Source organism: Streptomyces sp. BI87 (assembly GCF_025957665.1).
GTDB lineage: Bacteria > Actinomycetota > Actinomycetes > Streptomycetales > Streptomycetaceae > Streptomyces > Streptomyces albidoflavus.
The window spans coordinates 4851900-4877445 of record NZ_CP110079.1 but is presented as its reverse complement, the minus strand read 5'-3'; the positions used below and the strand labels follow the sequence as shown (position 1 = coordinate 4877445).

Annotated in this window: 21 protein-coding genes; 6 read left to right on the top strand and 15 right to left on the bottom strand. The window is 69.5% G+C overall.

Going from position 1 to position 25546, the window contains the following annotated elements; all coding sequences use genetic code 11:
• Nucleotides 1-34: 34 nt before the first annotated feature.
• Both dnaJ and hrcA read right to left on the bottom strand, forming a co-directional pair.
• Entirely contained in the window at nt 35-1177 is a 1143-nt protein-coding gene (gene dnaJ / locus OIM89_RS21680) for a molecular chaperone DnaJ (protein ID WP_030696232.1), read from the bottom strand.
• Nucleotides 1178-2194 carry a heat-inducible transcriptional repressor HrcA gene (gene hrcA, locus OIM89_RS21675; protein ID WP_030696231.1) on the bottom strand — a complete coding sequence of 339 codons (1017 nt, stop codon included), beginning with the start codon at nt 2192-2194 and terminating at the stop codon, nt 1178-1180.
• Nucleotides 2195-2414: 220 nt separating this feature from the next.
• Here hrcA and OIM89_RS21670 point away from each other — a divergent pair, with 220 nt between their 5' ends.
• Nucleotides 2415-3155, top strand: a complete 741-nt coding sequence (locus OIM89_RS21670; RefSeq protein WP_226965199.1) for an MBL fold metallo-hydrolase — start codon at nt 2415-2417, stop codon at nt 3153-3155.
• A gap of 9 nt (nt 3156-3164) precedes the next feature.
• Nucleotides 3165-3998 (top strand): DUF3097 domain-containing protein, encoded by an 834-nt coding sequence (locus OIM89_RS21665; protein WP_151169545.1) that lies wholly within the window; start codon nt 3165-3167, stop codon nt 3996-3998.
• Nucleotides 3999-4059: 61 nt separating this feature from the next.
• Here OIM89_RS21665 and hemW read toward each other — a convergent pair whose 3' ends face one another.
• From hemW to lepA, 3 genes are all read right to left on the bottom strand, one after another.
• On the bottom strand, nt 4060-5292 hold the full coding sequence (gene hemW / locus OIM89_RS21660; RefSeq protein ID WP_226965200.1) for a radical SAM family heme chaperone HemW: 1233 nt from the start codon (nt 5290-5292) through the stop codon (nt 4060-4062).
• A 102-nt stretch (nt 5293-5394) separates the two neighbouring features.
• Nucleotides 5395-7281: an AMP-dependent synthetase/ligase gene (locus OIM89_RS21655; RefSeq protein ID WP_030696227.1), complete on the bottom strand. Its 1887-nt coding sequence runs from the start codon at nt 7279-7281 to the stop codon at nt 5395-5397.
• Between the two features lie 454 nt (nt 7282-7735).
• A complete protein-coding gene (lepA, locus tag OIM89_RS21650; RefSeq protein WP_030696226.1) occupies nt 7736-9607 on the bottom strand; it encodes a translation elongation factor 4 in 1872 nt (623 codons plus the stop codon).
• 290 nt (nt 9608-9897) lie between these two features.
• On the opposite strand from lepA, the gene rpsT reads away from it, so the two are divergent.
• A complete protein-coding gene (gene rpsT / locus OIM89_RS21645; RefSeq protein ID WP_003947998.1) occupies nt 9898-10164 on the top strand; it encodes a 30S ribosomal protein S20 in 267 nt (88 codons plus the stop codon).
• 281 nt (nt 10165-10445) lie between these two features.
• On the opposite strand, the gene holA is transcribed toward rpsT, so the two are convergent.
• The 5 genes from holA to OIM89_RS21620 form a co-directional block, all read right to left on the bottom strand.
• Complete coding sequence (gene holA / locus OIM89_RS21640) at nt 10446-11435, bottom strand: DNA polymerase III subunit delta (protein ID WP_195731044.1); 990 nt, start codon at nt 11433-11435, stop codon at nt 10446-10448.
• Nucleotides 11436-11547: 112 nt separating this feature from the next.
• On the bottom strand, nt 11548-11760 hold the full coding sequence (locus OIM89_RS21635) for a hypothetical protein (RefSeq protein ID WP_157877542.1): 213 nt from the start codon (nt 11758-11760) through the stop codon (nt 11548-11550).
• Nucleotides 11761-11943: 183 nt separating this feature from the next.
• The gene (locus OIM89_RS21630) at nt 11944-12216 is read right to left on the bottom strand and encodes a hypothetical protein (protein ID WP_192831755.1); all 273 of its coding nucleotides are present in this window, start codon (nt 12214-12216) and stop codon (nt 11944-11946) included.
• A 67-nt stretch (nt 12217-12283) separates the two neighbouring features.
• Nucleotides 12284-13171 (bottom strand): YceI family protein, encoded by an 888-nt coding sequence (locus OIM89_RS21625; RefSeq protein ID WP_030696223.1) that lies wholly within the window; start codon nt 13169-13171, stop codon nt 12284-12286.
• Nucleotides 13172-13317: 146 nt separating this feature from the next.
• Nucleotides 13318-14151, bottom strand: coding sequence for an arylamine N-acetyltransferase family protein (locus tag OIM89_RS21620; protein ID WP_047465366.1), 834 nt, complete (start codon nt 14149-14151; stop codon nt 13318-13320).
• Nucleotides 14152-15144: 993 nt separating this feature from the next.
• Here OIM89_RS21620 and OIM89_RS21610 point away from each other — a divergent pair.
• The 3 genes from OIM89_RS21610 (at nt 15145) to OIM89_RS21600 (ending at nt 18669) form a co-directional block, all read left to right on the top strand.
• On the top strand, nt 15145-16026 hold the full coding sequence (locus OIM89_RS21610) for a hypothetical protein (protein ID WP_264491552.1): 882 nt from the start codon (nt 15145-15147) through the stop codon (nt 16024-16026).
• 292 nt (nt 16027-16318) lie between these two features.
• Nucleotides 16319-17818: an ATP-binding protein gene (locus OIM89_RS21605; protein WP_264491551.1), complete on the top strand. Its 1500-nt coding sequence runs from the start codon at nt 16319-16321 to the stop codon at nt 17816-17818.
• A complete protein-coding gene (locus OIM89_RS21600; RefSeq protein ID WP_264491550.1) occupies nt 17818-18669 on the top strand; it encodes a hypothetical protein in 852 nt (283 codons plus the stop codon). Before OIM89_RS21605 ends, OIM89_RS21600 begins: the two co-directional genes overlap by 1 nt.
• A gap of 131 nt (nt 18670-18800) precedes the next feature.
• On the opposite strand, the gene OIM89_RS21595 is transcribed toward OIM89_RS21600, so the two are convergent.
• The 5 genes from OIM89_RS21595 to OIM89_RS21575 all read right to left on the bottom strand — a co-directional run bounded on the left by OIM89_RS21595 (nt 18801) and on the right by OIM89_RS21575 (nt 25531).
• Entirely contained in the window at nt 18801-19154 is a 354-nt protein-coding gene (locus tag OIM89_RS21595; RefSeq protein ID WP_264491549.1) for a hypothetical protein, read from the bottom strand.
• Between the two features lie 225 nt (nt 19155-19379).
• Nucleotides 19380-20411 (bottom strand): restriction endonuclease, encoded by a 1032-nt coding sequence (locus tag OIM89_RS30060; RefSeq protein WP_413747419.1) that lies wholly within the window; start codon nt 20409-20411, stop codon nt 19380-19382.
• 331 nt (nt 20412-20742) lie between these two features.
• A complete protein-coding gene (locus OIM89_RS21585; RefSeq protein ID WP_264491548.1) occupies nt 20743-22821 on the bottom strand; it encodes a hypothetical protein in 2079 nt (692 codons plus the stop codon).
• A gap of 30 nt (nt 22822-22851) precedes the next feature.
• On the bottom strand, nt 22852-24825 hold the full coding sequence (locus OIM89_RS21580) for a hypothetical protein (protein WP_264491547.1): 1974 nt from the start codon (nt 24823-24825) through the stop codon (nt 22852-22854).
• Complete coding sequence (locus tag OIM89_RS21575; protein ID WP_264491546.1) at nt 24818-25531, bottom strand: hypothetical protein; 714 nt, start codon at nt 25529-25531, stop codon at nt 24818-24820. Before OIM89_RS21575 ends, OIM89_RS21580 begins: the two co-directional genes overlap by 8 nt.
• Nucleotides 25532-25546 lie beyond the last annotated feature (15 nt).

The window sequence follows — 25546 nt, the reverse complement described above, 5'->3', positions numbered from 1 at the left end:
GTGCCGGGCCCCGGTGCGTACGGGTCGCGGTGGCTCAGGAGCGACCGTTGAACGCGTCCTTCAGGCGGGAGAACAGGCCCTGCTGGCCGGGCTGGAACTGGCCGGTGGGCCGCTCCTCGCCGCGCAGCTTGGCCAGTTCGCGCAGCAGGCGCTCCTGCTCGGCGTCGAGCTTGCCGGGCGTGGTCACCTCGACGTGCACGATCAGGTCACCGCGGCCGCCGCCGCGCAGGTGCGTGATGCCCCGGCCGTGCAGCGGCACCGACTGGCCGGACTGGGTGCCGGGCCGGATGTCGATCTCCTCCATGCCGTCCAGCGTCTCCAGCGGCACCTTGGTGCCGAGGGCCGCGGCCGTCATCGGGATGGTGACCGTGCAGTGCAGGTCGTCGCCGCGCCGCTGGAAGACGGAGTGCGGCAGCTCGTGGATCTCCACGTAGAGGTCGCCGGCGGGGCCGCCGCCGGGGCCGACCTCGCCCTCGCCCGCGAGCTGGATGCGGGTGCCGTTGTCGACGCCGGCCGGGATCTTCACCGTCAGCGTGCGGCGCGAGCGGACCCGGCCGTCCCCGGCGCACTCGGGGCAGGGGGTGGGCACCACGGTGCCGAAGCCCTGGCACTGGGGGCAGGGGCGGGAGGTCATGACCTGGCCGAGGAAGGACCGGGTGACCTGGGAGACCTCACCGCGGCCGCGGCACATGTCGCAGGTCTGCGCGGAGGTGCCGGGGGCGGCGCCCTCGCCGTTGCAGGTGTTGCAGACGACGGCCGTGTCGACCTGGATGTCCTTGGTGGTGCCGAAGGCGGCCTCGTCCAGCTCGATGTCGAGCCGGATCATGGCGTCCTGGCCGCGACGGGTGCGCGAGCGGGGGCCGCGCTGGGACGCCGTGCCGAAGAAGGCGTCCATGATGTCGGAGAAGTTGCCGAAGCCGCCCTGGCCGAAGCCGCCCGCGCCGCCACCGCCGCCGTTCTGCGACAGGGGGTCGCCGCCGAGGTCGTAGACCTGCTTCTTCTGCGGGTCGGAGAGGACCTCGTAGGCGGCGTTGATCTCCTTGAAGCGCTCCTGCGTCTTCGGATCGGGGTTGACGTCCGGGTGCAGCTCGCGGGCGAGTCTGCGGAACGCCTTCTTGATCTCGTCCTGGGAAGCGTCGCGGCGCACGCCGAGTACGGCGTAGTAGTCCGTGGCCACTTACGACTCCGCCAGGATCTGTCCGACGTAACGTGCCACTGCGCGTACCGCTCCCATCGTTCCGGGGTAATCCATGCGGGTCGGTCCGACCACGCCGAGTTTGGCGACTGCCTCGCGTCCCGAACCGTAGCCGACCGAGACGACCGACGTGGAGCTGAGGCCCTCATGGGCGTTCTCATGACCGATCCGTACGGTCATGGCCGAATCCTTCGCCTCACCGAGGAGTTTGAGCAGGACGACCTGCTCCTCCAGCGCCTCCAGGACGGGGCGGATGGTGAGAGGGAAGTCATGCCCGAAGCGCGTGAGATTGGCGGTGCCGCCGATCATCAGCCGCTCCTCGGTCTCCTCGACCAGGGTCTCCAGGAGCGTGGACAGCACCGTCGAGACGGTGGGCCGGTCCTCGCTCTCGAAGGACTCCGGAAGGTCCTGCACCAGCTGCGGCACGTCGGCGAACCGGCGCCCCGCGACCTGGCTGTTCAGCCGGGCCCGCAGGTCGGCCACGGAGGACTCGCCGAACGGCGCCGGGCAGTCGATCATCCGCTGCTCGACCCGGCCGGTGTCGGTGATCAGCACCAGCATCAGCCGGGCCGGGGCCATCGACAGCAGCTCCACGTGCCGGACGGTGGACCGGGTCAGGGAGGGGTACTGCACGACGGCGACCTGGCGGGTGAGCTGCGCGAGCAGCCGCACCGTGCGGGCCACCACGTCGTCGAGGTCGACGGCCTGGTCGAGGAAGTGATGAATGGCACGCCGCTCGGGCGCCGTCATCGGCTTCACGTCGGCGAGCCGGTCGACGAAGAGGCGGTACCCCTTGTCGGTCGGGATGCGCCCCGCGCTGGTGTGCGGCTGGGCGATGTACCCCTCGTCCTCCAGCGCGGCCATGTCGTTGCGGACCGTGGCCGGGGAGACGCCGAGCTGGTGGCGTTCGGTCAGCGCCTTCGAGCCGACCGGCTCCTCGGTGCCGACGTAGTCCTGGACGATCGCGCGCAGGACTTCGAGCCTTCGTTCACTGAGCACCGCGCACCTCCCAGTCGCCTGCCACGCTCCCGCCTCCTCGGCGGGCCTCTGCTGGCACTCACCTCGCGCGAGTGCCAACCACGTCGCGGACCAGTGTACGGCTGACCGGTGCGTCCCCGGCAAGGCCGGGGCACACCTGGCCGGGGGCGACGCGGCGAAGTCACCCGGTACCGCCGGGTATGCCGCGCGCCGCCTGAGAGGGTGGAGGCGTGATGAGGCGATGAACGCGTACGGGACGGGGCCGGAGCAGCGCTGGGAGTGGCCGGCCCCCGGCGTCGGGCGGCTGCGGCTGCCCCGCTGGGACGCGACGGCCGGGCTGGCCGTGGGCCCGGCCGGCGCCCTGGTGATCGACGCGGGCGCCTCCCTGCGCGAGGGCGCCCTGCTGCGCCTCGCGGCCGAACAGGTCCTGCGGGAGCGCGGCGGCCCCCGCCGTGTGACGCATCTGGCACTGACCCACGCCCACTTCGACCACGTCTTCGGCGCCGCCGCCTTCGCGGGCGCCGCGGTCCACGGCGCCGTCGGCCTGGACACCGCCCTCACCCGCACCGACACCCTGGAGTCCGACGCGGTACGCCACGGGCTCGGCCCCCGCGAGGCGGGCGAGGCCGCCGACGCGCTGGTGGTCCCCCGGCACCTGGTCTCCGGCGAGGCCGTCGTGGAGCTGGGCGGCGAACGCCGGGCGCTCCTCGCCAACCTCGGCCCCGGCCACACCCCGCACGACCTCGCCGTCCTCGTCCCGGGCACGCCCGACGTGATTTTCTGCGGCGACCTGGTCGAGGAGTCCGGGGAGCCGCAGGCCGGGCCGGACGCGGTGCCCGCGCGCTGGCCCGAGGCGCTGGACCGGCTGCTGGCGCTCGGCGGCCCCGACGCCGTCTACGTACCGGGGCACGGGGCGGTGGTCGACGCCGCGTTCGTCCGGACCCAACGCGATGAGCTGGCCCGCCGGTTCGCCCTGTCATAACGTCTGCCCATGCGCAGCTACCAGCCGGACCTGACCCCGCCGTGGAAGAAGCGGAATCCCGCTCCCGAGGTCGAGGCGGTGGCCGACCTCGTCGTGGAGGAGCCCGGTAGTGGCTTCTGCGGCGCGGTGATCCGCTGCGAGAAGTCGGCCGAGGGCCCGGTGGTCACCCTGGAGGACCGGTTCGGCAAGCATCGCGTCTTCCCCATGGTGGAGCGCGGCTTCCTCCTGGAGGGCCGCCCGGTCACCCTGGTCCGCCCGAAGCCCGGCCAGGCCCCCGGCACGCCCTCCCGGACCGCCTCGGGCTCGGTGGCGGTGCCCGGCGCACGGGCCCGGGTGGCGCGGGCCGGCCGCATCTATGTGGAGGGCCGCCACGACGCCGAGCTGGTGGAGCGGGTCTGGGGCGACGACCTGCGGATCGAGGGCGTCGTCGTCGAATACCTGGAGGGCGTCGACGACCTCCCCGCCCTGGTCGACGCCTTCGCGCCGGGCCCCGACGCCCGCCTCGGCGTCCTCGTCGACCACCTGGTCCCCGGCTCCAAGGAGTCCCGCATCGCGGCCGCCGTCAGCAGCCCGCACGCCCTGGTCGTCGGCCACCCGTACATCGACATCTGGCAGGCGGTGAAGCCCGCCTCGGTCGGCATCGACGCCTGGCCCGACGTCCCCCGCGGCCAGGACTGGAAGACCGGCACCTGCCGCGCCCTGGGCTGGCCCACCGACACCGGCGCCGCCTGGCACCGCCGCATCCTCCCCGCCGTCCGCAGCTACAAGGACCTGGAGCCGGCCCTGCTGGGCCGCGTCGAGGAACTGATCGACTTCGTCACGGCGCCGGCCGAGGCCGGATAGGCGAGGACTCAGGGGCGGCGGTGCCGGTACGCGGCGCGGGACTCTGCCGCGTGCCCCTCCCTCAGTCCACCAGATCCCGCACCACCGCGTCCGCCAGCAGGCGGCCGCGCAGAGTGAGGACGGCGCGGCCCGCGGCGAAGGGGGCTTCGGCGAGGAGGCCGTCGGTCAGGGCCTGGTGGGCGGCGGCCAGGCCGGTGGGGTGGAGGAGGTCGAGGGGGCAGCCGTCGGCGAGGCGCAGTTCCAGGAGGATGCGTTCGACGCGGCGGTCCTCGGGGGTGAGGAGTTCACGGCCGGCGCCCGGGGAGCGGGAGTCGGCGAGGGCGGCGGCGTAGGCGCCGGGGTGTTTCACGTTCCACCAGCGGACGCCGCCGACGTGGCTGTGGGCGCCGGGGCCCGCGCCCCACCAGTCGGCGCCGCGCCAGTACAGCTCGTTGTGGAGGCAGCGGCCCGCCTCGGTGGTGGCCCAGTTGGAGACCTCGTACCAGTGGTAGCCGGCCTCGGCGAGCATGGTGTCGGCGATCAGGTAGCGGTCGGCGTGCTCGTCGTCGTCGGTGGGGGCGACCTCGCCGCGCCGGATGCGGCGGGCGAGGCCGGTGCCCTCCTCCACGATCAGGGCGTACGCGGAGACGTGGTCGGGCCCGGCGCCGATGGCGGCCGAGAGCGAGGCGCGCCAGTCGTCGTCGCTCTCGCCGGGGGTGCCGTAGATCAGGTCGAGGTTGACGTGGTCGAAGCCGGCGGCGCGGGCCTCGGCGACGCAGGCCTCGGGGCGGCCGGGGGTGTGCTGGCGGTCGAGCACCTTCAGGACGTGCTGGCGGGCGCTCTGCATGCCGAAGGAGATCCGGTTGAAGCCGCCTTCGCGCAGCTCGGCGAGGTAGGCGGGGTCGACGGACTCCGGGTTGGCCTCGGTGGTGATCTCCGCGTCGGGGGCGAGCCCGAACTCCGAGCGGACCGCCTCCAGCATCCGGACCAGGTCGCGGGCGGCCAGCAGGGTGGGGGTGCCGCCGCCGACGAAGACGGTGCGGACCTCGCGCGGGTCGTCGCCGAGGACCTTGCGGGCGAGGCGGACCTCGTCGGCGAGGGTGTCGGCGTAGTTGTCGCGGGAGGCGAGGACACCGCCGGAGGAGCGCAGCTCGGTCGCGGTGTAGGTGTTGAAGTCGCAGTAGCCGCAGCGCGTCGCGCAGTACGGCACGTGCAGGTAGAAGCCGAGGGGGCGGTCGGCCGCACCGTCGAGGGCGGAGGCGGGCAGCGTGCCGTCTGCGGGCACGGGCTCACCGTCGGGGAGTGCGGAAGGCATGGGGTCCATTGTCCCGCACGCGCGGCCGGACCCCGGCCGGACGGTCGCGGGGACCGTCCGGCCGGGGTCCGGCGGGGTGCGTCTCGGGGCGCGCGGGCCCGGTCAGGCTTCGCGGGTGCCCGCGTACATCTCGTCGATGAGGTGCCCGAACTCACGCTCCACGACGGGGCGCTTCAGCTTGAGGCTGGGGGTCAGCTCGCCGTGCTCGATGTCGAGGTCGCGCGGGAGGAGCTTGAACTTCTTGATCGTCTGCCACCGCTGGAGACCCTCGTTGAGGCGGTTCACGTACCCCTCGATCAGCGCCTGCGTCTCGGGGCGGGCGACGATCTCGGCGTAGGTGGTGACGGGGAGGTTCTGCTCCTTGGCCCAGCCGAGCAGGGTCGGCTCGTCCAGGGCGATGAGGGCGGTGCAGAAGTTCCGGTCGGCGCCGTGGACCAGGATGTTGGAGACGAACGGGCAGATCGCCTTGAACTGGCCCTCGACCTCGGCGGGGGCGATGTACTTGCCGCCCGAGGTCTTGATCAGGTCCTTCTTGCGGTCGGTGATCTTGAGGTAGCCGTCGGCGGAGAGTTCGCCGATGTCGCCGGTGTGGAACCAGCCGTCGCCCTCCAGCACCTCGGCGGTCTTCTCGGGGAGCTGGTGGTAGCCCTCCATGACGCCGGGGCCGCGCAGCAGGATCTCGCCGTCCTCGGCGATCCGGACCTCGGTGCCGGGGAGCGGCTTGCCGACGGTGCCGGTGCGGTAGGCGTCGCCCGGGTTGACGAAGGAGGCGGCGCTGGTCTCGGTGAGGCCGTACCCCTCCAGGATGTGCACGCCGGCGCCGGCGAAGAAGAAGCCGATGTCGGGGGCGAGCGCGGCGGAGCCGGAGATGCAGGCCCGCAGCCGGCCGCCGAACGCCTCACGGATCTTGGCGTAGACGAGCTTGTCGGCGACGGCGTGCTTGGCGGCGAGGGCGGCGGGGGCGGACGCCTTGCCGGTGCGGCGGAAGTTGTCCTGGGTGGTCTTCGCCCACTCGCGGGAGACCCCGGCGGCCCACTGGAAGATCTTGTACTTGGCTCCGCCGCCCGCGCGGGCCTTGGCGGCGACGCCGTTGTAGACCTTCTCGAAGATGCGCGGGACGGCCGCCATGTAGGTGGGCTGGACGACCGGCAGGTTCTCGATGATCTTGTCGACCCGGCCGTCGACGGCGGTGACGTGGCCGACCTCGATCTGGCCGGAGGTCAGCACCTTGCCGAAGACGTGGGCGAGCGGCAGCCACAGGTACTGCACGTCGTCCTGGCCGACGAGGCCGGTCGCGGCGATGGCCTTCGCCATGTACGACCAGTTGTCGTGCGGCAGCCGGACGCCCTTGGGGCGGCCGGTGGTGCCGGAGGTGTAGATGACGGTGGCGAGCTGGTCGGCGGTGATCGCCGCGACCCGCTCCTTGATCAGCTCGGGCTCGCGCTCCAGCCGGGCGGCGCCGCGCTTCTCCAGGTCGGCGAGGCTGAGGACCCAGCCCTCCGGGTCGCCGTCGGCCGCCTCGGCGCCTGCCGGGTCGAGGACCACGACGTGGGCGAGGTGGGGCAGCTCGGCGCGCTTCTCGCGGGCCTTGGCGAGCTGCTCGGCGTCCTCGGCGATGAGGACGCGGCTCTCGGAGTCGGCCAGGATGAAGGCGGCCTCGTCGGCGTTGGTGGAGGGATAGACGGTGGTGGTCGCGGCTCCGGCGCAGAGGATGCCGAGGTCGGCCAGAATCCACTCGACCCGGGTGGCGGAGGCGAGGGCGACCCGCTGCTCGGCGTCGACGCCGAGTTCGATCAGGCCGGCCGCGATGGCGAAGACCCTGGTCGCGGCCTGCTGCCAGCTCAGCGACTTCCAGTCGTCCGGGCCCTCCTGGGCCGGCGGCACCGGGTAACGGTAGGCCTCGGCGTCGGGGGTGGCCTCCACGCGCTCAAGGAAAAGCGTGGCCACAGAGGGCGGCCGGTTCTCGATCATGGTCTGTGCGTCGCTCACGACATCCTCCGGGCCCGCGACAGTGCGTGCTGCTGACTGGTGGTGCGGCTGTTGTTTAACTTGCGAGTAACCATCGAGCAGTGATCAGGGTAGAGCGCCACCGCCCGTCACGTAAGAGGCTGCGACCTGTCACTTTCCACCAATTGCTGGTCCTGCCACTATCCCCCCGACCGCCGCCGGGGAACCGGGGACCACCCGTGCGTCCGGTCACACACCGCCCGGCTCCGCCGCCCGGCCGCACCGCCGCGCCCCGCCGTCACGCCCGGCACCACTCCCCCACGATCCGTGTACGGGACATCCACAGACGGTGTCCCGGATGCGGCGCCCGGCCGCCGGGAGGGCGAATTCCGGCCATCGGCCAACCGGGGCGCCCGTCCCCGGACGCACGGAGGCGCCCGCCCGGCCCACCGCCGGACGGGCGCCTCACCCGTGCTCCGCCTCGCTCCCGCGGGGGTTACTTCTTGGCCTTGCCGCCACCGCTGTCGTCACTGGACAGCACCGCGATGAAGGCTTCCTGCGGGACCTCGACCGAGCCCACCATCTTCATCCGCTTCTTGCCCTCCTTCTGCTTCTCCAGCAGCTTCCGCTTACGCGAGATGTCACCGCCGTAGCACTTGGCGAGGACGTCCTTGCGGATGGCGCGGATGGTCTCGCGGGCGATCACCCGGGAGCCGATCGCCGCCTGCACGGGCACCTCGAAGGCCTGCCGCGGGATCAGCTCCTTCAGCTTCGCGACCAGCCGCACCCCGTAGGCGTACGCCTGGTCGCGGTGGGTGATGGCGGAGAAGGCGTCGACCTTGTCGCCGTGGAGCAGGATGTCGACCTTGACCAGGTGGGCGCTCTGCTCGCCGGTGGGCTCGTAGTCCAGGGAGGCGTAGCCGCGGGTCTTGGACTTCAGCTGGTCGAAGAAGTCGAAGACGATCTCGGCCAGCGGCAGGGTGTAGCGGATCTCGACCCGGTCCTCGGAGAGGTAGTCCATGCCGAGCAGCACGCCGCGCCGCGACTGGCAGAGCTCCATGATCGCGCCGATGAACTCGCTGGGCGCGAGGATCGTGGCCCGCACCACCGGCTCGAAGACCTTGTCGATCTTGCCCTCGGGAAACTCGCTGGGGTTGGTCACCTGGTGCTCGGTGCCGTCCTCCATGTTGACCCGGTAGACCACGTTGGGCGCGGTGGCGATGAGGTCGAGGTTGAACTCGCGCTCCAGCCGCTCGCGGATCACGTCGAGGTGGAGCAGGCCGAGGAAGCCGACGCGGAAGCCGAAGCCGAGCGCGGCTGAGGTCTCCGGCTCGTAGACCAGGGCCGCGTCGTTGAGCTGGAGCTTGTCGAGGGCGTCGCGCAGCAGCGGGTAGTCCGAACCGTCCAGCGGGTACAGCCCCGAGAAGACCATCGGCTTCGGGTCCTTGTAGCCGCCGAGCGCCTCCTCGGCGCCCTTGGACAGCGAGGTGATCGTGTCACCGACCTTGGACTGGCGGACGTCCTTCACGCCGGTGATGAGGTAGCCGACCTCACCCACGCCGAGCCCGTCGGCGGGCAGCATCTCCGGGGAGTTGGTGCCGATCTCCAGCAGCTCGTGGGTGGCGCCGGTGGACATCATCCGGATGCGCTCACGCTTGTTGAGCTGCCCGTCGACGACCCGGACGTAGGTGACGACGCCGCGGTACGAGTCGTAGACCGAGTCGAAGATCATCGCGCGGGCCGGGGCGTCCTTGACGCCGACCGGGGCCGGGACCTCGGCGACCACCTTGTCGAGCAGCGCCTCGACGCCCATGCCGGTCTTGGCGGAGACCTTGAGCACGTCGGAGGGGTCGCAGCCGATGAGGTTGGCCAGCTCCTCGGAGAACTTCTCCGGCTGGGCGGCCGGCAGGTCGATCTTGTTGAGGACCGGGATGATCGTGAGGTCGTTCTCCATCGCCAGGTAGAGGTTGGCGAGGGTCTGCGCCTCGATGCCCTGGGCCGCGTCGACCAGCAGGACCGTGCCCTCGCAGGCGGCGAGCGACCGGGAGACCTCGTAGGTGAAGTCGACGTGGCCCGGGGTGTCGATCATGTTGAGGATGTGCGTGCTGCCCTGGGCGGGGCCCTCGGTGGGGGCCCACGGCAGACGCACGGCCTGCGACTTGATGGTGATGCCGCGCTCGCGCTCGATGTCCATCCGGTCGAGGTACTGCGCGCGCATCGCACGCTGCTCGACGACACCGGTCAGCTGAAGCATCCGGTCGGCCAGCGTGGACTTGCCGTGGTCGATGTGGGCGATGATGCAGAAGTTACGGATCAGCGCCGGGTCCGTGCGACTCGGCTCGGGAACGTGGCTGGGGGTCGCGGGCACGCGTGGTCCTGGTTCTTGAGACGTCGAGACGTCGAGGCGGGCGGGCGGCGCGGAGCCGGACGGGGGCAGTACGCGCCTCACCTCGGGTGGGCTCACGCCGCCTGGGCGCGCCCACCGGGCCGGCACACGACCCCCAGGGTCCGCGGCCCCCATCGTCCCATGCGCGGGGACCGGCGACCGGTTTGGGCCGTGCGTGGGGCCGCTGGTAGCCTGGCCCGATGTGTCTCGTAGCCCTCTCAGCATCGGGACACGACCGGAAACACCCAACCTGAACCTGTAAAGGCTCTTTCGTGGCGAACATCAAGTCCCAGATCAAGCGGAACAAGACCAACGAGAAGGCGCGCCTGCGCAACAAGGCCGTCAAGTCGTCGCTCAAGACCGCTATCCGCAAGGCCCGCGAGGCCGTGGCCGCGGGTGACGCGGAGAAGGCCACCGAGTACACGCGCGCCGCGTCGCGCCAGCTCGACAAGGCCGTCTCCAAGGGCGTCATCCACAAGAACCAGGCCGCCAACAAGAAGTCGGCGCTGGCCACCCAGACTGCCGCCCTCAAGGGCTGACCGGATCTGATCCGACCGTCGGCCAGGGACCACAGCGGGCCCTCTCATCCGCTCCCCGGCCGGCACCCCGGTTCCCGCACGCGGCCTGCGTTCGCCACGCGGGTGCGGGACCCAGCACAGCAGTGAACCGGAACCCCCGTTCCGCCCTTCCCCAGGGCGAGGCGGGGGTTCCGGCGTTTCCGGGGCCGCCTGATGTACGCCTTCCGAGCCCGGCCGGCGCTTGAGGCCGACCGGGCATGGCGGCCAGGTCGCGCCACCCCTCGCCCCCGCCGGAAGGCGACTCAGCGGCCCTGCCGGGCCCGGGCGGCCGCGGCGATGGCGACCACCGCCTTCTCCAGGGCGTACTCGGGATCGTCCCCGCCCCCCTTGACCCCGGCGTCGGCCGCGGCGACCGCACGCAGGGCAGTGGCGACCCCGTCGGGGGTCCACCCCCGCATCTGCTGCCGGACCCGGTCGATCTTCCAGGGCGGCATCCCCAGCTCCCGGGCGAGGTCGGCGGGCCGCCCCCCGCGCGCGGAACTGAGCTTCCCGATCGCCCGCACCCCCTGCGCCAGCGCGCTGGTGATGAGCACCGGCGCCACCCCGGTCGACAGCGACCAGCGCAACGCCTCCAGGGCCTCCGCCGTCCGCCCCTCCACGGCCCGGTCGGCCACGGTGAAGCTCGACGCCTCCGCGCGCCCGGTGTAGTACCGCCCGACGACCGCCTCGTCGATGGTCCCCTCGACGTCGGCGGCGAGCTGCGTCACTGCGGAGGCCAGCTCCCGCAGGTCACTGCCGATGGCGTCGACCAGCGTCTGGGACGCCTCCGGGGTGGCGGTGCGCCCCAGCGCCCGGAACTCGCTCCTGACGAAGGCGAGCCGGTCGGCGGGCTTGGTCATCTTCGGACAGGCGACCTCGCGGGCCCCCGCCTTGCGGGCCGCATCGAGCAGCCCCTTGCCCTTCGCGCCTCCGGCGTGCAGCAGGACGAGGGTGATCTCCTCGACCGGCCCCCCGAGGTACGCCTTGACGTCCTTGACCGAGTCCGCCGACAGGTCCTGGGCGTTGCGCACCACGACCACCTTCCGCTCGGCGAAGAGCGAGGGGCTGGTCAGCTCGGCGAGCGTGCCGGGCTGGAGCTGGTCCGAGGTGAGGTCGCGTACGTCGGTGTCGGCGTCGGCGGCACGGGCGGCGGCCACCACCTGCTGCACGGCGCGGTCGAGAAGCAGATCCTCCTGGCCCACGGCGAGGGTGAGCGGGGCGAGCGGATCGTCGTTAACAGTCTTCCTGGGCATCGCCGTCCAGCATCCCACGGGCCACCGACACGGGGGCCGCCAGCGGTCACGCAGGGCGCCCGGAGCCCCGTACGGCACCCGCTTCCTCACGCACCAGACGGCCCCACCAGCCTCAGCACCGCGTCGAGCCCGCGCACACCGCCCGGGGCGGCGCCTGCTCGTAGAGCCGCCCGGCGACGGGGACCGGCTCGGTCACCGAGGCGTACCAGGTGGCGAAGGCGTACCGGTGCGCCTCGGGGGAGATGTCGCGGGCGGGCCGGGCGGCCGTCACGAGGGGGCCGGACAGGCCGCATCCCGCCCAGCAGCCGCGCCATCCGGCCGTCACCGACCGGCTCACCGAGCGCTGCCCGGATGCGGTCCGCGTAGGAGGCCGTCGGGAAGAGCCTGCCGGAGAAGTCGAGGAGTACGGCGCCCCAGTCCTTCGGGGCCGCTCACCGGAGGAACCATGGCGGCTACCCACCAGGGACACGCCTCGCGCCGCCGGCGGAAGGGCCGGGCGGCGGCCTCTCTACGGCTCCTCGCGCCAGCCGTCCCACTCGCCCGCGAAGGCGTCCAGCTCCGCCGGGTCGAGGTCGCCCGCGGCGGCCGTCAGTACCAGCAGCCACTGGGCGTCCTCGGCGTCGTCCTCGCCGGCCAGGGCGTCGCGGACGAGCTGGGGTTCCTCGCGGAGGCCGAAGCGTGCGGCCAGTTCGGCGGCGGCCTCCTCGGCGGCGTCGCGGTCCGGGAGGACCAGGATGTGGCGGGGCTCCTCGTCGGCGGGGACGGCGTTCTCTTGGCTCACCGGGCCATTCTCACCGGCGCCCGGCCGCGAGGGGAAACCGGCCGGTGCCCGCCCCCCGCCACCCGGATCAGCCGACGGCCTTGGGAACGATCTGGATGTCCAGCTCGATGGTGATGCTGGGCCCGACGACCGCGATGCCCTTGGCCAGCATCGTCTGCCAGCTGACGGTGAAGTCGTCGCGGTGGAGTTCCGTGACGGCCCGGCAGGCGGCGCGGGTCTCGCCCTCCATGCCGTGGCCGAGCCCGAGGTACTCGGTGTCCAGCGTGACCGTACGGGTGACGCCGTGCAGGGAGAGCGCGCCGGTGACCGCCCAGTGGCTGCCGCCCCGGTGGGCGAACCGGTCGCCGTAGAACTCCAGTGTCGGGAAGCGTGCCGCGTCCAGGAAGTCGGGCGAGCGCAGGTGCTTGTCGCGGGCGGGGACGTTGGTGTCGATCGAGGCGGCGTCGATGACGACGTGCAGCGCCGACTCCTCCATCCGCTCGGCGATCCGCACCGCACCGGCGAAGAGGTTGAACCGGCCGTGCACCCGGGCCATCCCGATGTGCCGGGCGGTGAAGGCGATCGAGGAGTGCGCCGGCTCCACGTCCCAGTCGCCGGGCGCGGGCAGCATCGGCGGCTGCACGCTGTCCAGCGGGAGGTCGCCGAGGTCCGTGTGGCCGCCCTCGTCCACCGCGACCGAGGCGCGGAAGGGACGGCGCCCCTCGGCCGAGACCGCGAACCGGTACTCCCCGGCCGGCACGGTCGCCACGAACGAGCCGTACGGGTCGAGCCCGCCCTCGATCACGGTCCGCCCCAGCGAATCGCTGAGGGTGAACTCGGCGTGCCGCACCGGCTCGTCCCGCTGCTCGCCGTCGACGATCCGCCCGCTGAGCACCCCGGCCGTGGGCGGCACCTCGACGGTGGAGAGCGGCCCCGCCGCCTGCCGAGCCCGCCGCTTCGCACCGAAGCCGAACATGGGGACCACCCTCCAACGCCGCGGAACAACTACCGTGTAGTCCACCCATTCGATCACCGCCCCTACTTTCGGGGCAACTCACCCCTGACCGTCCGAATCACCCGCAACCGCCTCTCCCTCCCAACACCCCCTATTTTCCTGCCACTTCACGAACGACAGCCGACCCCGCGCGGCACCGGGGCGGCTTCCGGAACGGTGGCGAACTCCATGCCGAACAAGGTCCGGTACGCCTCCAGAACCTCGGCGTCGGAGTCCAGTTCGCGGGTGCGGGTGGCGTCGGCGGGCGCGTCCTCGGTAACGGCGGCGCCGGTCGCCTTGAGGGTGCGCCCGCTGAGGGTGATCCGGCCGGAACCGCCGTCGGTGAGCAGGGAGCACACCAGCGAACGCCGGAAGTGGGAGTCGGGCGAGGTCCGGTGCCACCAGGAACCGGCCCGGAACTCCGCCGGCGCGCGGGGCCGCTCCTCCCACAGGTACTGCGCCACGCCGTCCTGCACCACCACCAGGTCGCCACCGTCCGCCGCCTCGATCCGGAAGACGCCGCCCCCGTCCCGCTGTTCGCCCCGCCGGTCGTAGGCGAGCGGCCGGTGGAGGTACGCCCCGAAGCCGACGTCGGCCAGCCACCGCCCGCCGTCCGCGTCCTCGACCCGCAGCGCCATGTGGTCGTAGGGGATGCCCGGGCACCCTTCCCGGTCCAGCACTCTGGCCTGGAGGAGGTCGACGCGGTAGCCGAGAGCGGCCAACAGGGTGCCGAAGGCCCCGTTCAGTTCGTAGCAGAAGCCTCCTCGCCGGCGTACGGCGATCTTCTCGACGAGGCTGTCCCCGTCGAGCCGGATCTCCTCGCCGAGGTGGACGGAGAGGTTCTCGAAGGGCACCGCCAGCAGGTGGGCCAGGTGCAGGGCGTGCAGGGCGGCGGCGTCCGGGCGGGCCGGCCGGTCGACGCCAAGCCGACGGAGGTAGGCGTCGGTCAGGGTCTTGTCCATGGGCCAAGCGTCCCAGGGAGGCTGGGGCGCCGGGGGACCCGGCCCGGCTCCCCGGAGGCCCCTCGGCGGGCGCCTCGTCCCGCAGTGCGGTGGACGCTTCGTCTCCGCTTGCCGCCACGGCTTCGGCGGCGTCCCCGGCGCGGGTGGCGACCCGCAGGGGAGGTACGGCGTCGGACGCGCGGGCGCCCGGCCGACCGGCCCCGCCGTCGTCTCCGCCCAGTACCGCGATGTCCCCCTGCCGGTCGGTCCGGTGGAGGGGGACGCCCCGGTCGCGGAAGGCGGCGAGGGTGCTCGGCGCGGGGTGGCCGTAGCCGTTGTCCGCGCCGACCGAGACCACGGCGAGGCGGGGCGCGGCCGCCGCCAGCAGTCCGGGGTCCTGGTGCGCGGAGCCGTGGTGCGCGACCTTGAGCACGTCGACACCGGCCGGAACCCGCCCGGTACGGGCCAGTGCCCGCTGGCCGGGCGGCTCCAGGTCTCCGAGGAGCAGGAGGATGAGCCCGGCGGTGCGGACGAGCAGGGTGAGGCTCGCGTCGTTGGCGCCGTCCGGCAGGCCGAAGGGCTGGGTGTCCGGCCCGGACGGGGCGGGTGGCCAGAGCACCTCCCAGCTCAGCCCGCCCTCCGCCCGGCGGGCCTCCCCCGCCGACGCGACCCGTACCGGGACACCGGCCCCGGCCGCGGTGCGGTGGACGAGGGCGGCCTGCGCCGGTGGGTCGGCGAGGGCGGTCGTCTCGACCAGGCCGACCGAGCGGCCGCGCAGGACCCCGGCGAGGCCACCGGTGTGGTCGGCGTGGATGCGTTCTTCGCGCTCAGCATGTCTCGTGAGACATGCACTACGCAGCGAACGAGGCCCCGACTCCGACCCCAATGCCGGGGGACAGGCACGGGCCACCTGTGCCCTCAGTTGGTGACCGAACGCACCACACACCAAAGTCAGCGGAGGGCACCCGTTGCCTCCGTACCCCAAAGCGAGGACCACGCTCTATCGTCTGTCAGGTGTCTGAGACCCACGTACATCTCTTCAACTCTGCACGGCGTTGGGCCCAAGTAGCACTCGCCTCGTACTCCGAATCCGCTGACCCAGCCGACTCCGACTTCGCGATCCACCACATGGCAGTCGCCATCGAACACCTCTGTAAGTCATACCTGGCCTCCATCGACGAAGCTCTCCTCACGCAGAAGGAGCGGCTCACCAACGCCGACCGGCGTGCACTCGGCGATGAAAAAACCCGCCATAAGCTGCACACTGTCAACGGCGTGACTGCGATGAAGCGTGCAGAGGAGAAGCTTGGCAAGCCATTCCAAAAGCGCGATGACTTGGACTCGCTCCGGCAGAACCGCAACGGGCTCACACATATGGGTTCGGCCACTCCCAGCGACTGTCGGCAGCTACTGACCGCTGGGATCTTGTGCGTGGAACAGATCCTTCCTGCGATATTCCAGACCTCTAAGTCTTTCTGGGGACCACACCACAGCCTGAGCAATCAGATCGTGGAGACGTCAATCGGCGAGCAGCAGCTCCGCTACAACATGAAAGTCCGGAGAGCCCGGAAGGCGGGAAGCGACTTCAGCCACCGCCTCCGCAACGCGCCCGATCACGACGCCCTCAAGGCCGGCCTCGCTTCTGCGCAGATCTGGGGGCTCAGTCTGCCCACGACGTGCCCCGCCTGCGATAACCCAGGTAGCGCCCGCGGCCGAGAGTGGACATCCGGCGACCCTCGCGACGGGGAGTGGTTCCTCCCTCGCCAGTTCACCTGCCTGGTCTGCGGGCTTGATCTGTCAAGAGACGAACTCGAATTGGCAGGAATAGGAATGCAGCGCTTCCACGACTATGAGGACGACCCCGACTGGGAGCCTGACCCAAGTTTGTTCGACTAAGGGGTTGGTTCACGCTACAAGTTTTGCGAGCTTACTGCGATCGGTCCAGCCTTGGGACTGATGAGTTCGCATGTTGAAGTGTCGCGCATTCTTGCTCGGGTCCGCCAGGCCATGACACTGAGCGAGGGGTCAGATGCGGCCGATCTGCCGAAGGCTGGACAAGCCTGCATACGACTGGATGGTCTAGCGGCGCTATGCGGCAACAGCCCTACCTCAGCAATTCGCCACCCCGGACGCCCATGCGGCAACTTGAGCGACCGGGCGGCGGCAGTTCAGACATAGGAGATCCGTAGTGCAGTTCACAATGCTGGAGTATGGGGCAACCATTCCCTCTCATCACGGGGCATACCTGACGAAGGACAACTGGAACGACTACGGGTTCTGGACCCTGTTCGATCTGCAAGTACGCCTCTCTGATGGGGGTGCACCGCTCCGTTTCGGTTTCGTCCGAATCGCCCACGTCTCGATGGAGACCGGAGGCGTGGCCAGGACAGCAGATCTGCTGCCACCCAGTTTCCAGTCTCTGGACAGCGGATTCTTCAGCCTGGCCCAGGAGGACGACTACTACGAGAACCTGCGGACCCTCCTACCTCCCGGCATGTACGGGGAGATCCTGCATGCCCTCAAAGACGTCGCCTATATCGAGGGGCTGTCCCAACAGGTTTCGGGGCTCCGTGTGTTCCGGGACTCGCTGCTCCGGGATCACGACATGAAGGAGCTACGCCGGAAGCAGCGCGTCGCACGAGGAACTCGTCGTCGAATCGTCCCCTTCAAGTGGTCGTACACACCTCCCCAGGCTGGGTTGCTTCCGCCACACAACTTTGAGTTCGAGACGAAGCCGTGGAGTCTTCCTTCCACCAACCTGCATGCGCTGATCGGCCGCAACGGAGTCGGAAAGTCCAGGCTGCTGCATGCCATTGCCACGGAGGCGACAGCTGGCCGGATCGCGGTCGAAAGTGATTCCGGTGGCGAGGACAACAGCTTTACTCGCTGTGTCGTTGTCTCCTTCAGCCCTTTCGACGAGCTCTACAAGCCACCACCGGCCCCAATCATGAAGTTCGACTACATCGGCCTCCGCCATCAGGAAGCCGGGCGTCTCAAGTCCGACGAAGAGCGAACCCAAGAGTTCGCCGACAGCTTTGCCGTCGCACGCATCGGCGCTAGAGGGGAGCGCTGGCGTAAGGCCATCGGCACTCTCAACTACGCAGCAAGCGGATTCCTCGACGGTCACATGGACGTGATCGACTCCATGATGCGAGAGGGGAGTCCGAGGCGCCTCACCGAGACGATGAGTGCCGTGTTCAACGACCTGAGCTCCGGGCACAAGGTAGCGCTCCTCATGGTGACCCGCTTGATCGAAGTTGTGGGAGAGCGCACGCTGGTCCTGATCGACGAGCCGGAAACACACCTGCATCCGCCCCTCCTGTCCGCGCTCACACGAGCCCTGTCCGACCTGGTCGCGGACCGCAACGGGATGGCCCTCGTCGCTACCCACTCTCCGGTCGTCCTCCAGGAAGTGCCGGCCACGTGCGTATGGAAGATGATCCGCAACGGGGACGAGCTCACCGCCCACCGCCCGGGCCTGGAGACCTACGGTGAGAGCGTGGGAGAACTGACCCACGATGTATTCGGTCTGGAGGTCACCTCATCCGGCTTCCACGCAACCATCGCCCAGCAGGTCGAGACCGGCGCAACCTATGAGGACATCACGGCGCGCTTTTCTGGCCTGGGGTCAGAAGCGCGCGCACTCCTACGGGCCATGACCTACGGCCACGCGCGGAGGCGGCGCTGATGCTCTGGCCGCAGAGACCCCAGTTCGACGTAGAGAGAGTGGTCCAGGCATGCATGAGCTGGCTGACGTCGGAAGGGATGGACGACACCGTTCGCAGACGCCTCCCAGAACTCAAGGCACGCGAGATGGCTTACCAGGCGGCCGGCGAGGCCGAGAATCTCCTGGCCCTGCTGCTGACCTGGATTCAGTTCCAACCGGGACATCTGGATGCAGACCTGCTCAGAAGAACGTACACAACGGCCTTCGTACAGCGGGCGGAAGGCCGCAAGCTATACAACGCAATCAAGGCAGGGGCAATACACGGGGCCTGCGCACTCTGCGGTCTGCAGCAGGTCTCCCAACTCGATCACCACGCGCCGAAGGCTGCCTTTCCCCTCCTGGCGCTGACCCCTCTGAACCTCGTCCCAGTCTGCGGACCCTGCAATCAGGGCAAGAGCAACAAGCTCGCCACCCTGAAGACCATGGAAGCGTTCCATCCCTACTTCGACGATCTCGGAACCGACCGGTGGCTCTACGCCCGGATTGACGAGGAGGAGCGCGTAGCCGTATTCGAGGTCCGCCCTCCCACCCATTGGGCAGAGGTCAAGGGCCAGCGGCTGGTCCATCACTTCAACAGCCACGACCTCGGGGAGCGGTACCGCCTGGAAGCGGGCGGCATCATAGCGAGGCGCCGGAGGCGGGACGCAGAAATCCTCGCGGGCCGCGGCCCTGAGGAGCTGCAGATCTTCATCCGAGAGGATGCCAAGAGCCGCACGGCCTACGACCCGAACAGCCACGAAACGGCACTACTTCACGCCCTCGCAGAGAGCAGGTGGTATCTGAACGGCGGCTTGGAGAGCCTGTACACGTAGTGCCCAGATCACCGACACGCGTACCCTGCTGGCCGCGAGGCCTTACGGACAGGCATACGCGGCTGCGCTCGGGGTCACTTGCCCAGGCGCATCCGTGCCGCCGTGATCACGATCCACAGGATCGCGGTGAATCAGCCTAGCGGGAGCAGCAACATGGCCGCCTTGGTGGCGAACGACACGAGCGACAGTACGGACAGCCCGGCCGCGACCACACCCAGCGCCGTAGTCCAGCGCGGCACCGTCGCGGCGCGAGCGCGGGTCCCTGCAGCGACCAGGAGACTGAGTAGCGGCACATGGATCTGACCGCTGGCGAGGCAGGTCAGGTAGTGCAGGGTGTCACCGGAAACGCCCAGGGTCGGGATGGACACGTTGAGCAGGCCGGACGCGGCCAGCGCGCCCGCAGCCACCCAACCCGCCACATGGGCGCACCCGTTGCCGACCGTACCCGCGAACAGGGCCAGCGGGACGGTCGCCAGCACGTGCATGATGCCATGAGACAGGACAGTGCCCCGACTTCGATGCCGCCACCGTTGGCCTCACCTCGGAATGGAACTCGGGCAAGGTCGAGGGCAACGTGAAACGGGTCAAACGGGATGGATATGGCGGAGCCGGATTCGACCTACTACGCCGGCCGATCCTCTTCGCAACTGAGCACGCATGACACACCGTCAAAGGCCCACTGTCACGGGCGATCCGTTTGCTGGTCGTTCTCACTTCCACGGAGGCTGATCGGTGCCGTCGGCCCACCGGCGCAGAACGTTGGAGTCAACGATCCGGATGTCGACGACGCCAGCGTAGTCAGCTGCCGGCCCGGTGACGAACCCTGTCGTGACCATCAGCGCGATGTCGGCCTGGTGGACGCTGAAGACTGTGCCGGCGAACTTCTGCATCTCCGGGCTGCCGACCTTGCCGCGGTACTGCTTGCACTGGATGACGACCTTGCGGCCTTCAGGGGTATAGGCGACAACGTCCGCGCCGAGGTCGCCCGCACCACCCGACACTTCGACTCCGTAACAGCCTCCCGCACGGCACAGGTCGGCGATGGCCTGCTCGAACTCGGAGGGCGTCAGGTCGAACCAGTCCTTCACCGCGCGGAACTTCGGCTTCGGCTTGGCAGGAGAGGCGGCTGCCTTCTTCTCCAGGAGGCTGGTCTGCTCTGCCAGGAACGTGGCGAGCCGCTGAAGGTCTTGGTAGCTCGCCTCACGCTGCTCGGTGTCCACCGTCCGGTACTTCGCAACGAGTTCGTGGCACGACGCCTCGACCTCGCCAAGGAGTCTCACATACGCGCCGATGCTGTACGCGGCGTCTCCGGGCGCAGCAGTCATCTTCTGCTGCGGCAGGGAAGCGCGGATGCGGGACTTCTCGCCCGTGGCCACGATCTCGCCGACGGTCACCTGGTGGCGGATGCTCGCGCCGTTCAGGTAGGAGACGACCTGGTAGATCGTCTCGAGCCCGGCTATGCGGCGCTGCAAGAGCCGCACTGTCGCCACGCCGTCATCGACGGCGAAGGGCCCGATGCCGAGGTCAGTCGGCATCCTCCACTCCTGCCACTTCGGGTCGTAGGTGCCGCGGCACTCCTCACAGGTCAGCTCGACCGTGTCATGGAGGATGTCCCTCTCGGCGACCTCCATCGCGGCTTTCCACTCCCCCCGGCGGGACTTTGGCAGCTTGGCGAGATCTTGTTCTGCTTCGGGGCGCAGCTCGACGAGGCCGCTGACGTACCCAGGATGCCGGAAAAGCATGCTCCCCCCTGACTTCTTTAGTGATCTTTCTCCGTGGTGGGACAACATTATGGGCGCTGAGATGACGGCTGGGCCGTGCGAGTGGCGCAACGGTCCTGCAACTGACAGCGGCCTCGACTGCGGTCCTGTGACGCACCGGCACCGGCCTCACAAACAAGTGAATCAGAACCATTCGAACCGGCCGCCGACAGGCGACACCCGGCGGCCTCACGCCGAAGGATCTACTGAGACTCACGGACGCACTGAGCATGTTTAGGGAGGCGGCGACCACGCTGCGGATTATCGAGATCGGAGCCGCAGCGGGGAGAGCCAGCTCTCAGCGCCCCTTCGGTCAGCGTGAGTAGGCGGATGGGGTGAGGCGGTTGCCGGTGACGATACCTGCCAGGACAAGCCGGTCAGTGGTCGCGCCGTGGGGGCGGTGGCTGGCGAGCCAGGCAAGTTCGTCGATGCGCAGGGTTCCACCGCTCGTGGTTTTGGGGGTGAGGTCGAGGACAAGGAGCTGGCCGAAGGGGGCGTTTGTGTTGGTGTATTCGGCTTCCTGGGTGAGGTACTTACTCTCGATGTAGGCGCGGCTGTTGTCGTCGCTGTCCTGTTTCATCTCGGTGAGGTAGCGCAGCGGTCCGAACTGGACCATGACGTCGGCGCGTCCCATGCCGATGTCAGTGGGTTCGACCTTGACGGTGTTGTGAAGCGGCCCGGTCTGCAGCCACTGATGGAAGTCGCGTTGCAGGTCGCCCTCGGTTGCCGCGCGATGTCCCTTTTCGGGCTTGCGGCGGTAGTCGAAGGGAGGATCCTCGCGCTTGCCGGGGCCGACGAGGCTGGTGCGGGTCAGGTCAGCGCGGCTTTTGAGGAAGAGCAGCGTCTGGGTGACCAGCACACTGAAGGTGTGTCGGACTGTTCCCCTGAAGTCCGGGTGCTCGGACAGGCGTGTGAGGATGCCGTCGAGAAGGGGGTTGATGAGGGCGTCGTCGGCCTGGAGACGGGCAACGTCACTGTCGTAGGCGAGGCCTTCGACGGTGGCCAGGTTGTCGTCTGAGAGGTTTGCGGCGAGGGACAGGGCGCCTTTCATATGGAGTTGTCGTACGACGGTCGGTGCGATGCGATGCACGCGATCCCTCGCGGCCGCTTCGGCTTCGGGGTCTTCGTGGTCTGAGTCGTCTCCGTCACCACGTGCTGGGCTGCGGGAGTCTCGGGCGTCGAGGCGGGCGAGTATAGCCGTGGCGGCAGCGGTGTCGAAGCCTGAGCGGGGGCAGTCTGCAGGGTGTTCTGCGGCGTGTTTCAGTGCCCTGATGAAGCCCTCTTTGCGCAGGAAACCGTCGTCGACGGCCGGCTCGACCAGTGCCACGAGACCGGGAGAACCTTCGCGTGCTCCGAGCGGCTGGATGGTGCGGGCAGCCCGGTAGGCAGTTAGGACCGCATCGATAGCCTGCCAGGAGTCCATCCAGACGTCGGCCGCAAACAGGTCCGCGGCAGCTCTCAGCTGGATCAGGAGCTGGGACCAGGCGATCTCGGCTGCCCGGCGCGGTTGGAGCCATACAGGCTGGTGGGTTCCGTGCAGCCAGGCCTGCCGCCGCTCCAGAGCCTTATCGACTCGGTCGGCAGCCGCAGACACTTTCGCTGCATCGTGGGCCGTGAAGCCGAGGATGGCGTCGCAGACGGCCAGATATGCGGCGGCATCATCACGGGCTTCCTCTGCCGCTACGGCCGCGGCAAAGAAGGCGCGTGCCTCGCTGACGAGGCGGCTCACCTCGGCCAGTTCAGTGGAGGAGAGCGCGGTCCTCAGCCGGTCACAACCGAGTTCGAACAGTGCGTCGACGTCAGCCGCCTCGTCGACGGACAGGTGCTGCAGCAGGGCCCGCACGGCGGTCGAGACTCGGGTCTCCTCCTGGGCCCAGCAGTCCAGTGCGACACCGAGAACGCGGGGGAGACGCTCAAGAAAGTCCTCAGGCCCATCGGCAGGCAGATCCTCAAGTAGATCCCAGACCCGATAGGGGCTGACAGCATCGGAAGCAGCGAGTCTAACCGCGCCCTCGAGCCGGGCTGCGGCAAGCAGCGGGCCGCGCACGACCTGTTCGGTGAGCCCGTCGAGAAGGGCACCATTCAGGGACTTGGCGAGAGCCTTCGTGGTGGCAGCACTGCTCAGAAGCGTCTCCAGCGACGAGGTGAGAGCCAGCACGCTGCTCTGCTGGGCGAACCCAGCGGGAAATTCTGCCGCCGCCTGGTTCCATTCGCCGTCTGCATGGTCACAGGCGCGGACGACCGCCTCAGCCAGGAGGGGCGCAAGCGGTCCCGCAGCGACTTCCCTCACTTGATCGCGTACCAGGTCCGCAGCCAGACCGATGTCCTGGAACGTGATCGCCCGAACTCCGTCGGTGGCCAGGTCACTGAGACGATCGGCGAGCTGCGTCATGTTCTGTCGCCTTCCACCCTCAGACGTGTGTCACCACAGTGGCTTGCCCTCTGCAGCTTCGATGATGCTGTCAGACGGCAGAACATCGTGCGCCAGGTCGAAGTCCGCAGTCGTCACGAGGACCTGCAGCTGGTTTGCTTCCGCCACGGCGTTGAGCTCTTCGAGCAGAAGATGAATGTCGACGTCTTGGATCTCCTCCGCCTTCGGACTGTCGATCAGCAGCAGTCCCGGGTGCGTGGAGACCTGGTGCGCTGCGCCCACACGCAAGAGCGCCACGATCACAGCGATCCGTAGGCGCAGGCGCTCTCCGGGCACTTGGTCGCTGAAGCTGCGCTCATGCCCGCCATCCGACATCACCCGAAGGTGCGCAGCGCGGTCGATCCTTACGGATTCCAACCCGGCAAATCCGAACTTGCGTCCGAGGTCGGAGATCTCAGTGTTGAGGTCCGCGAACAGCCTGTCGGCTTCCTTCGCGTGATCGTCCTCCAGAGTCTTCGCCCCGGCACGGAGCACCTTGATCGCCAGCTCCTCCGCCGGATCATCGGACGAGGGTGGCAGCTCGGGAAGAACGCTCAGCGCTCCCTCAAGCCGCAGCACTTCCTCTCGGACCTGCGCGTACTCCGGTACCCGGGCGGCCGCATCGGCCCGGCGCAGCCTGTCCTGCGCCGTGCGCAGGTCACGTGACAGCCGATCGAGCTCGCGCTCCGCCTGTCCCAAGGCCTCTCTCGACAGCCGTTCAGCCTGGCTGCTGGCCTTCACTCGGTCCTCGGCCTCGGCCAAGACGTCTTCGGGGGCCTCGTTATCGCCCTGGACGGAGCGTGCGCACACCGCACAACTGTGTTCCTGCAGTTCCAGCTGGCGGCGTTCCGCGGCGAAGCTCTGATCGCACCGTGGACAGGTGGTGGGTTCCAGCCCATGGAACAGCCGGCGGGCAATTGCGCTCTCGCGTACATCGTTGAGCAGCTTCTCGTCCCGCTGGCGCTGGGCCCTGGCCTCCCTATGCATCCGCATCAGCTCGTCCCACGCCTGCTGGCTGTCCGCCACCACAGTGGCGAACTGCACTGTGGCTGCGGCCAGATCAGCCAACGACTCCTGGTCCGAGCCCCCTGCGCCTTGAGTCAGCTGTTCCAGTCGGGCCAGGGCTGCTGCCAGATCATCTTCTGTCTGCCGTCGCTGCTCCGAGCGTTCGGCCTGTGCAGCCTTCGCCGTGGTCTGCCGTCGTTGGCGGGCTGTGGACATCAGCGCTGCGTGTGTCTTGACTTTGGTCAGCACAGCCGCGGCCGGCAGGTCAAGGAATACCTGCAGAAGACGTCCCGGCAGGCCGCTCATGGCCACGTCGCCCAGCAGCGAGGGTGAGCGGGCGCCCGGCATGTACAGGGCCCCGTAGTAGGCGGGCCACCCGTGCGAGACGGCGGCCGCGCCCTCCTTGGCGCTGACCAGTGGATGGAGGTCCAGCCACTGCATCATCAGGGCCTGTACCTGCTGGGCGTAGCTCTCCGAGCTCGCCGCGCGAAATAGAGGCAGCACGCCATGTGTCGGGTCCGGGGAGCGGCGGGTCTGCAGTGTCTGCTGATCGGGCCCGGAGAGCGCGATCGCTGAGGTGATTTCCTCGCTCTCCAGGTTCAGCCGGAAGGCCATGGCCTGGCCAGCGACCGTGGCATCGAGGTCGACCTCGCGCAGCCAGTGGATGGCGCCGCTCTTCTCCCGCGGAGTTCCCCGCAGACACCAGGTCACCAGTTCAAGCACGCTCGACTTCCCGCGCAGGTTCGAGGCCACCAGGGCCGTCAGCCCCTCCCCGAACCGGAAAGTGGTGTCGAACTCCCCTGGTTCGAGGGCTCCGGTCCTCTCGCCGGCCACGCGCAGCCGGTGGATCCGCAAGGGCCTTGGTCGGGCTGGAGGCACACCCAACGGAATGCCCTGGGACTCGAAAACTGTCTGCACGTCGTCGACGCTCACCTTTGCGCGGGCGGCGATCCGTGTCTCCAGTGCCATCTCGTCAGCCACGGTTCCCCGTCTCGGTATCCCCGCTCGTTGTCTGGCTACGTAGCCTCTCCAGCCGTGCGCGTGCTCGTGCGCTCACCGACCCAATGTGGTCGCCGCGAGCGGCCTCGGCGTACTCACGCTGCAGATACTGCTGCTTCTTCAGCTGACTGCCACCACGCCCGTCGGCCAGATCCAGCACCAGCCCCACCCGGTCGACGTAGTACTGGAAGGCGGGTGCCTGCCGAATCATCTCGCGCGCAACAGTGCGGCCCGGTGTCAGCAGGAAGTAGTCGTGCTGTCGTACCCGGTTGACGGTGCCACGTCGGCGACGAGCCACCAGGCCAGCACTCCGCAGCACAGCGAGGGCATCGTCCAGAGGCTCGTAGGCCCCGAAGTGGTGGCGCAGCATGGGGTAGGACCGCACCTCGGGTTCCTCAGAATCCAGAATCTGGCCGGCCAGCGCCAAGAGGCGCGCTTCACCGCTCGCCTCGTACTTCGTCAGCAGCTCATCGGCAAGGTAGTCAGGATTTCGGAGCCAGAAATCCAGTTTCTGCAGGCGGACTTGCGTGCGGACAACGCCCACAGCTGCTTCGAGCCCAGGGTCAGCGCGATCGGCGTCGGATACGGGCTCGCAGGCGCCGTCGATGAGCAGCAAGAGCCGTACGGCATCCTGCTCCCGGCTCGTCACCCGCTCGCCAGCCTCGGGCTTTGGCAGTTCTTGATCCACCAAACCAAGGTATCG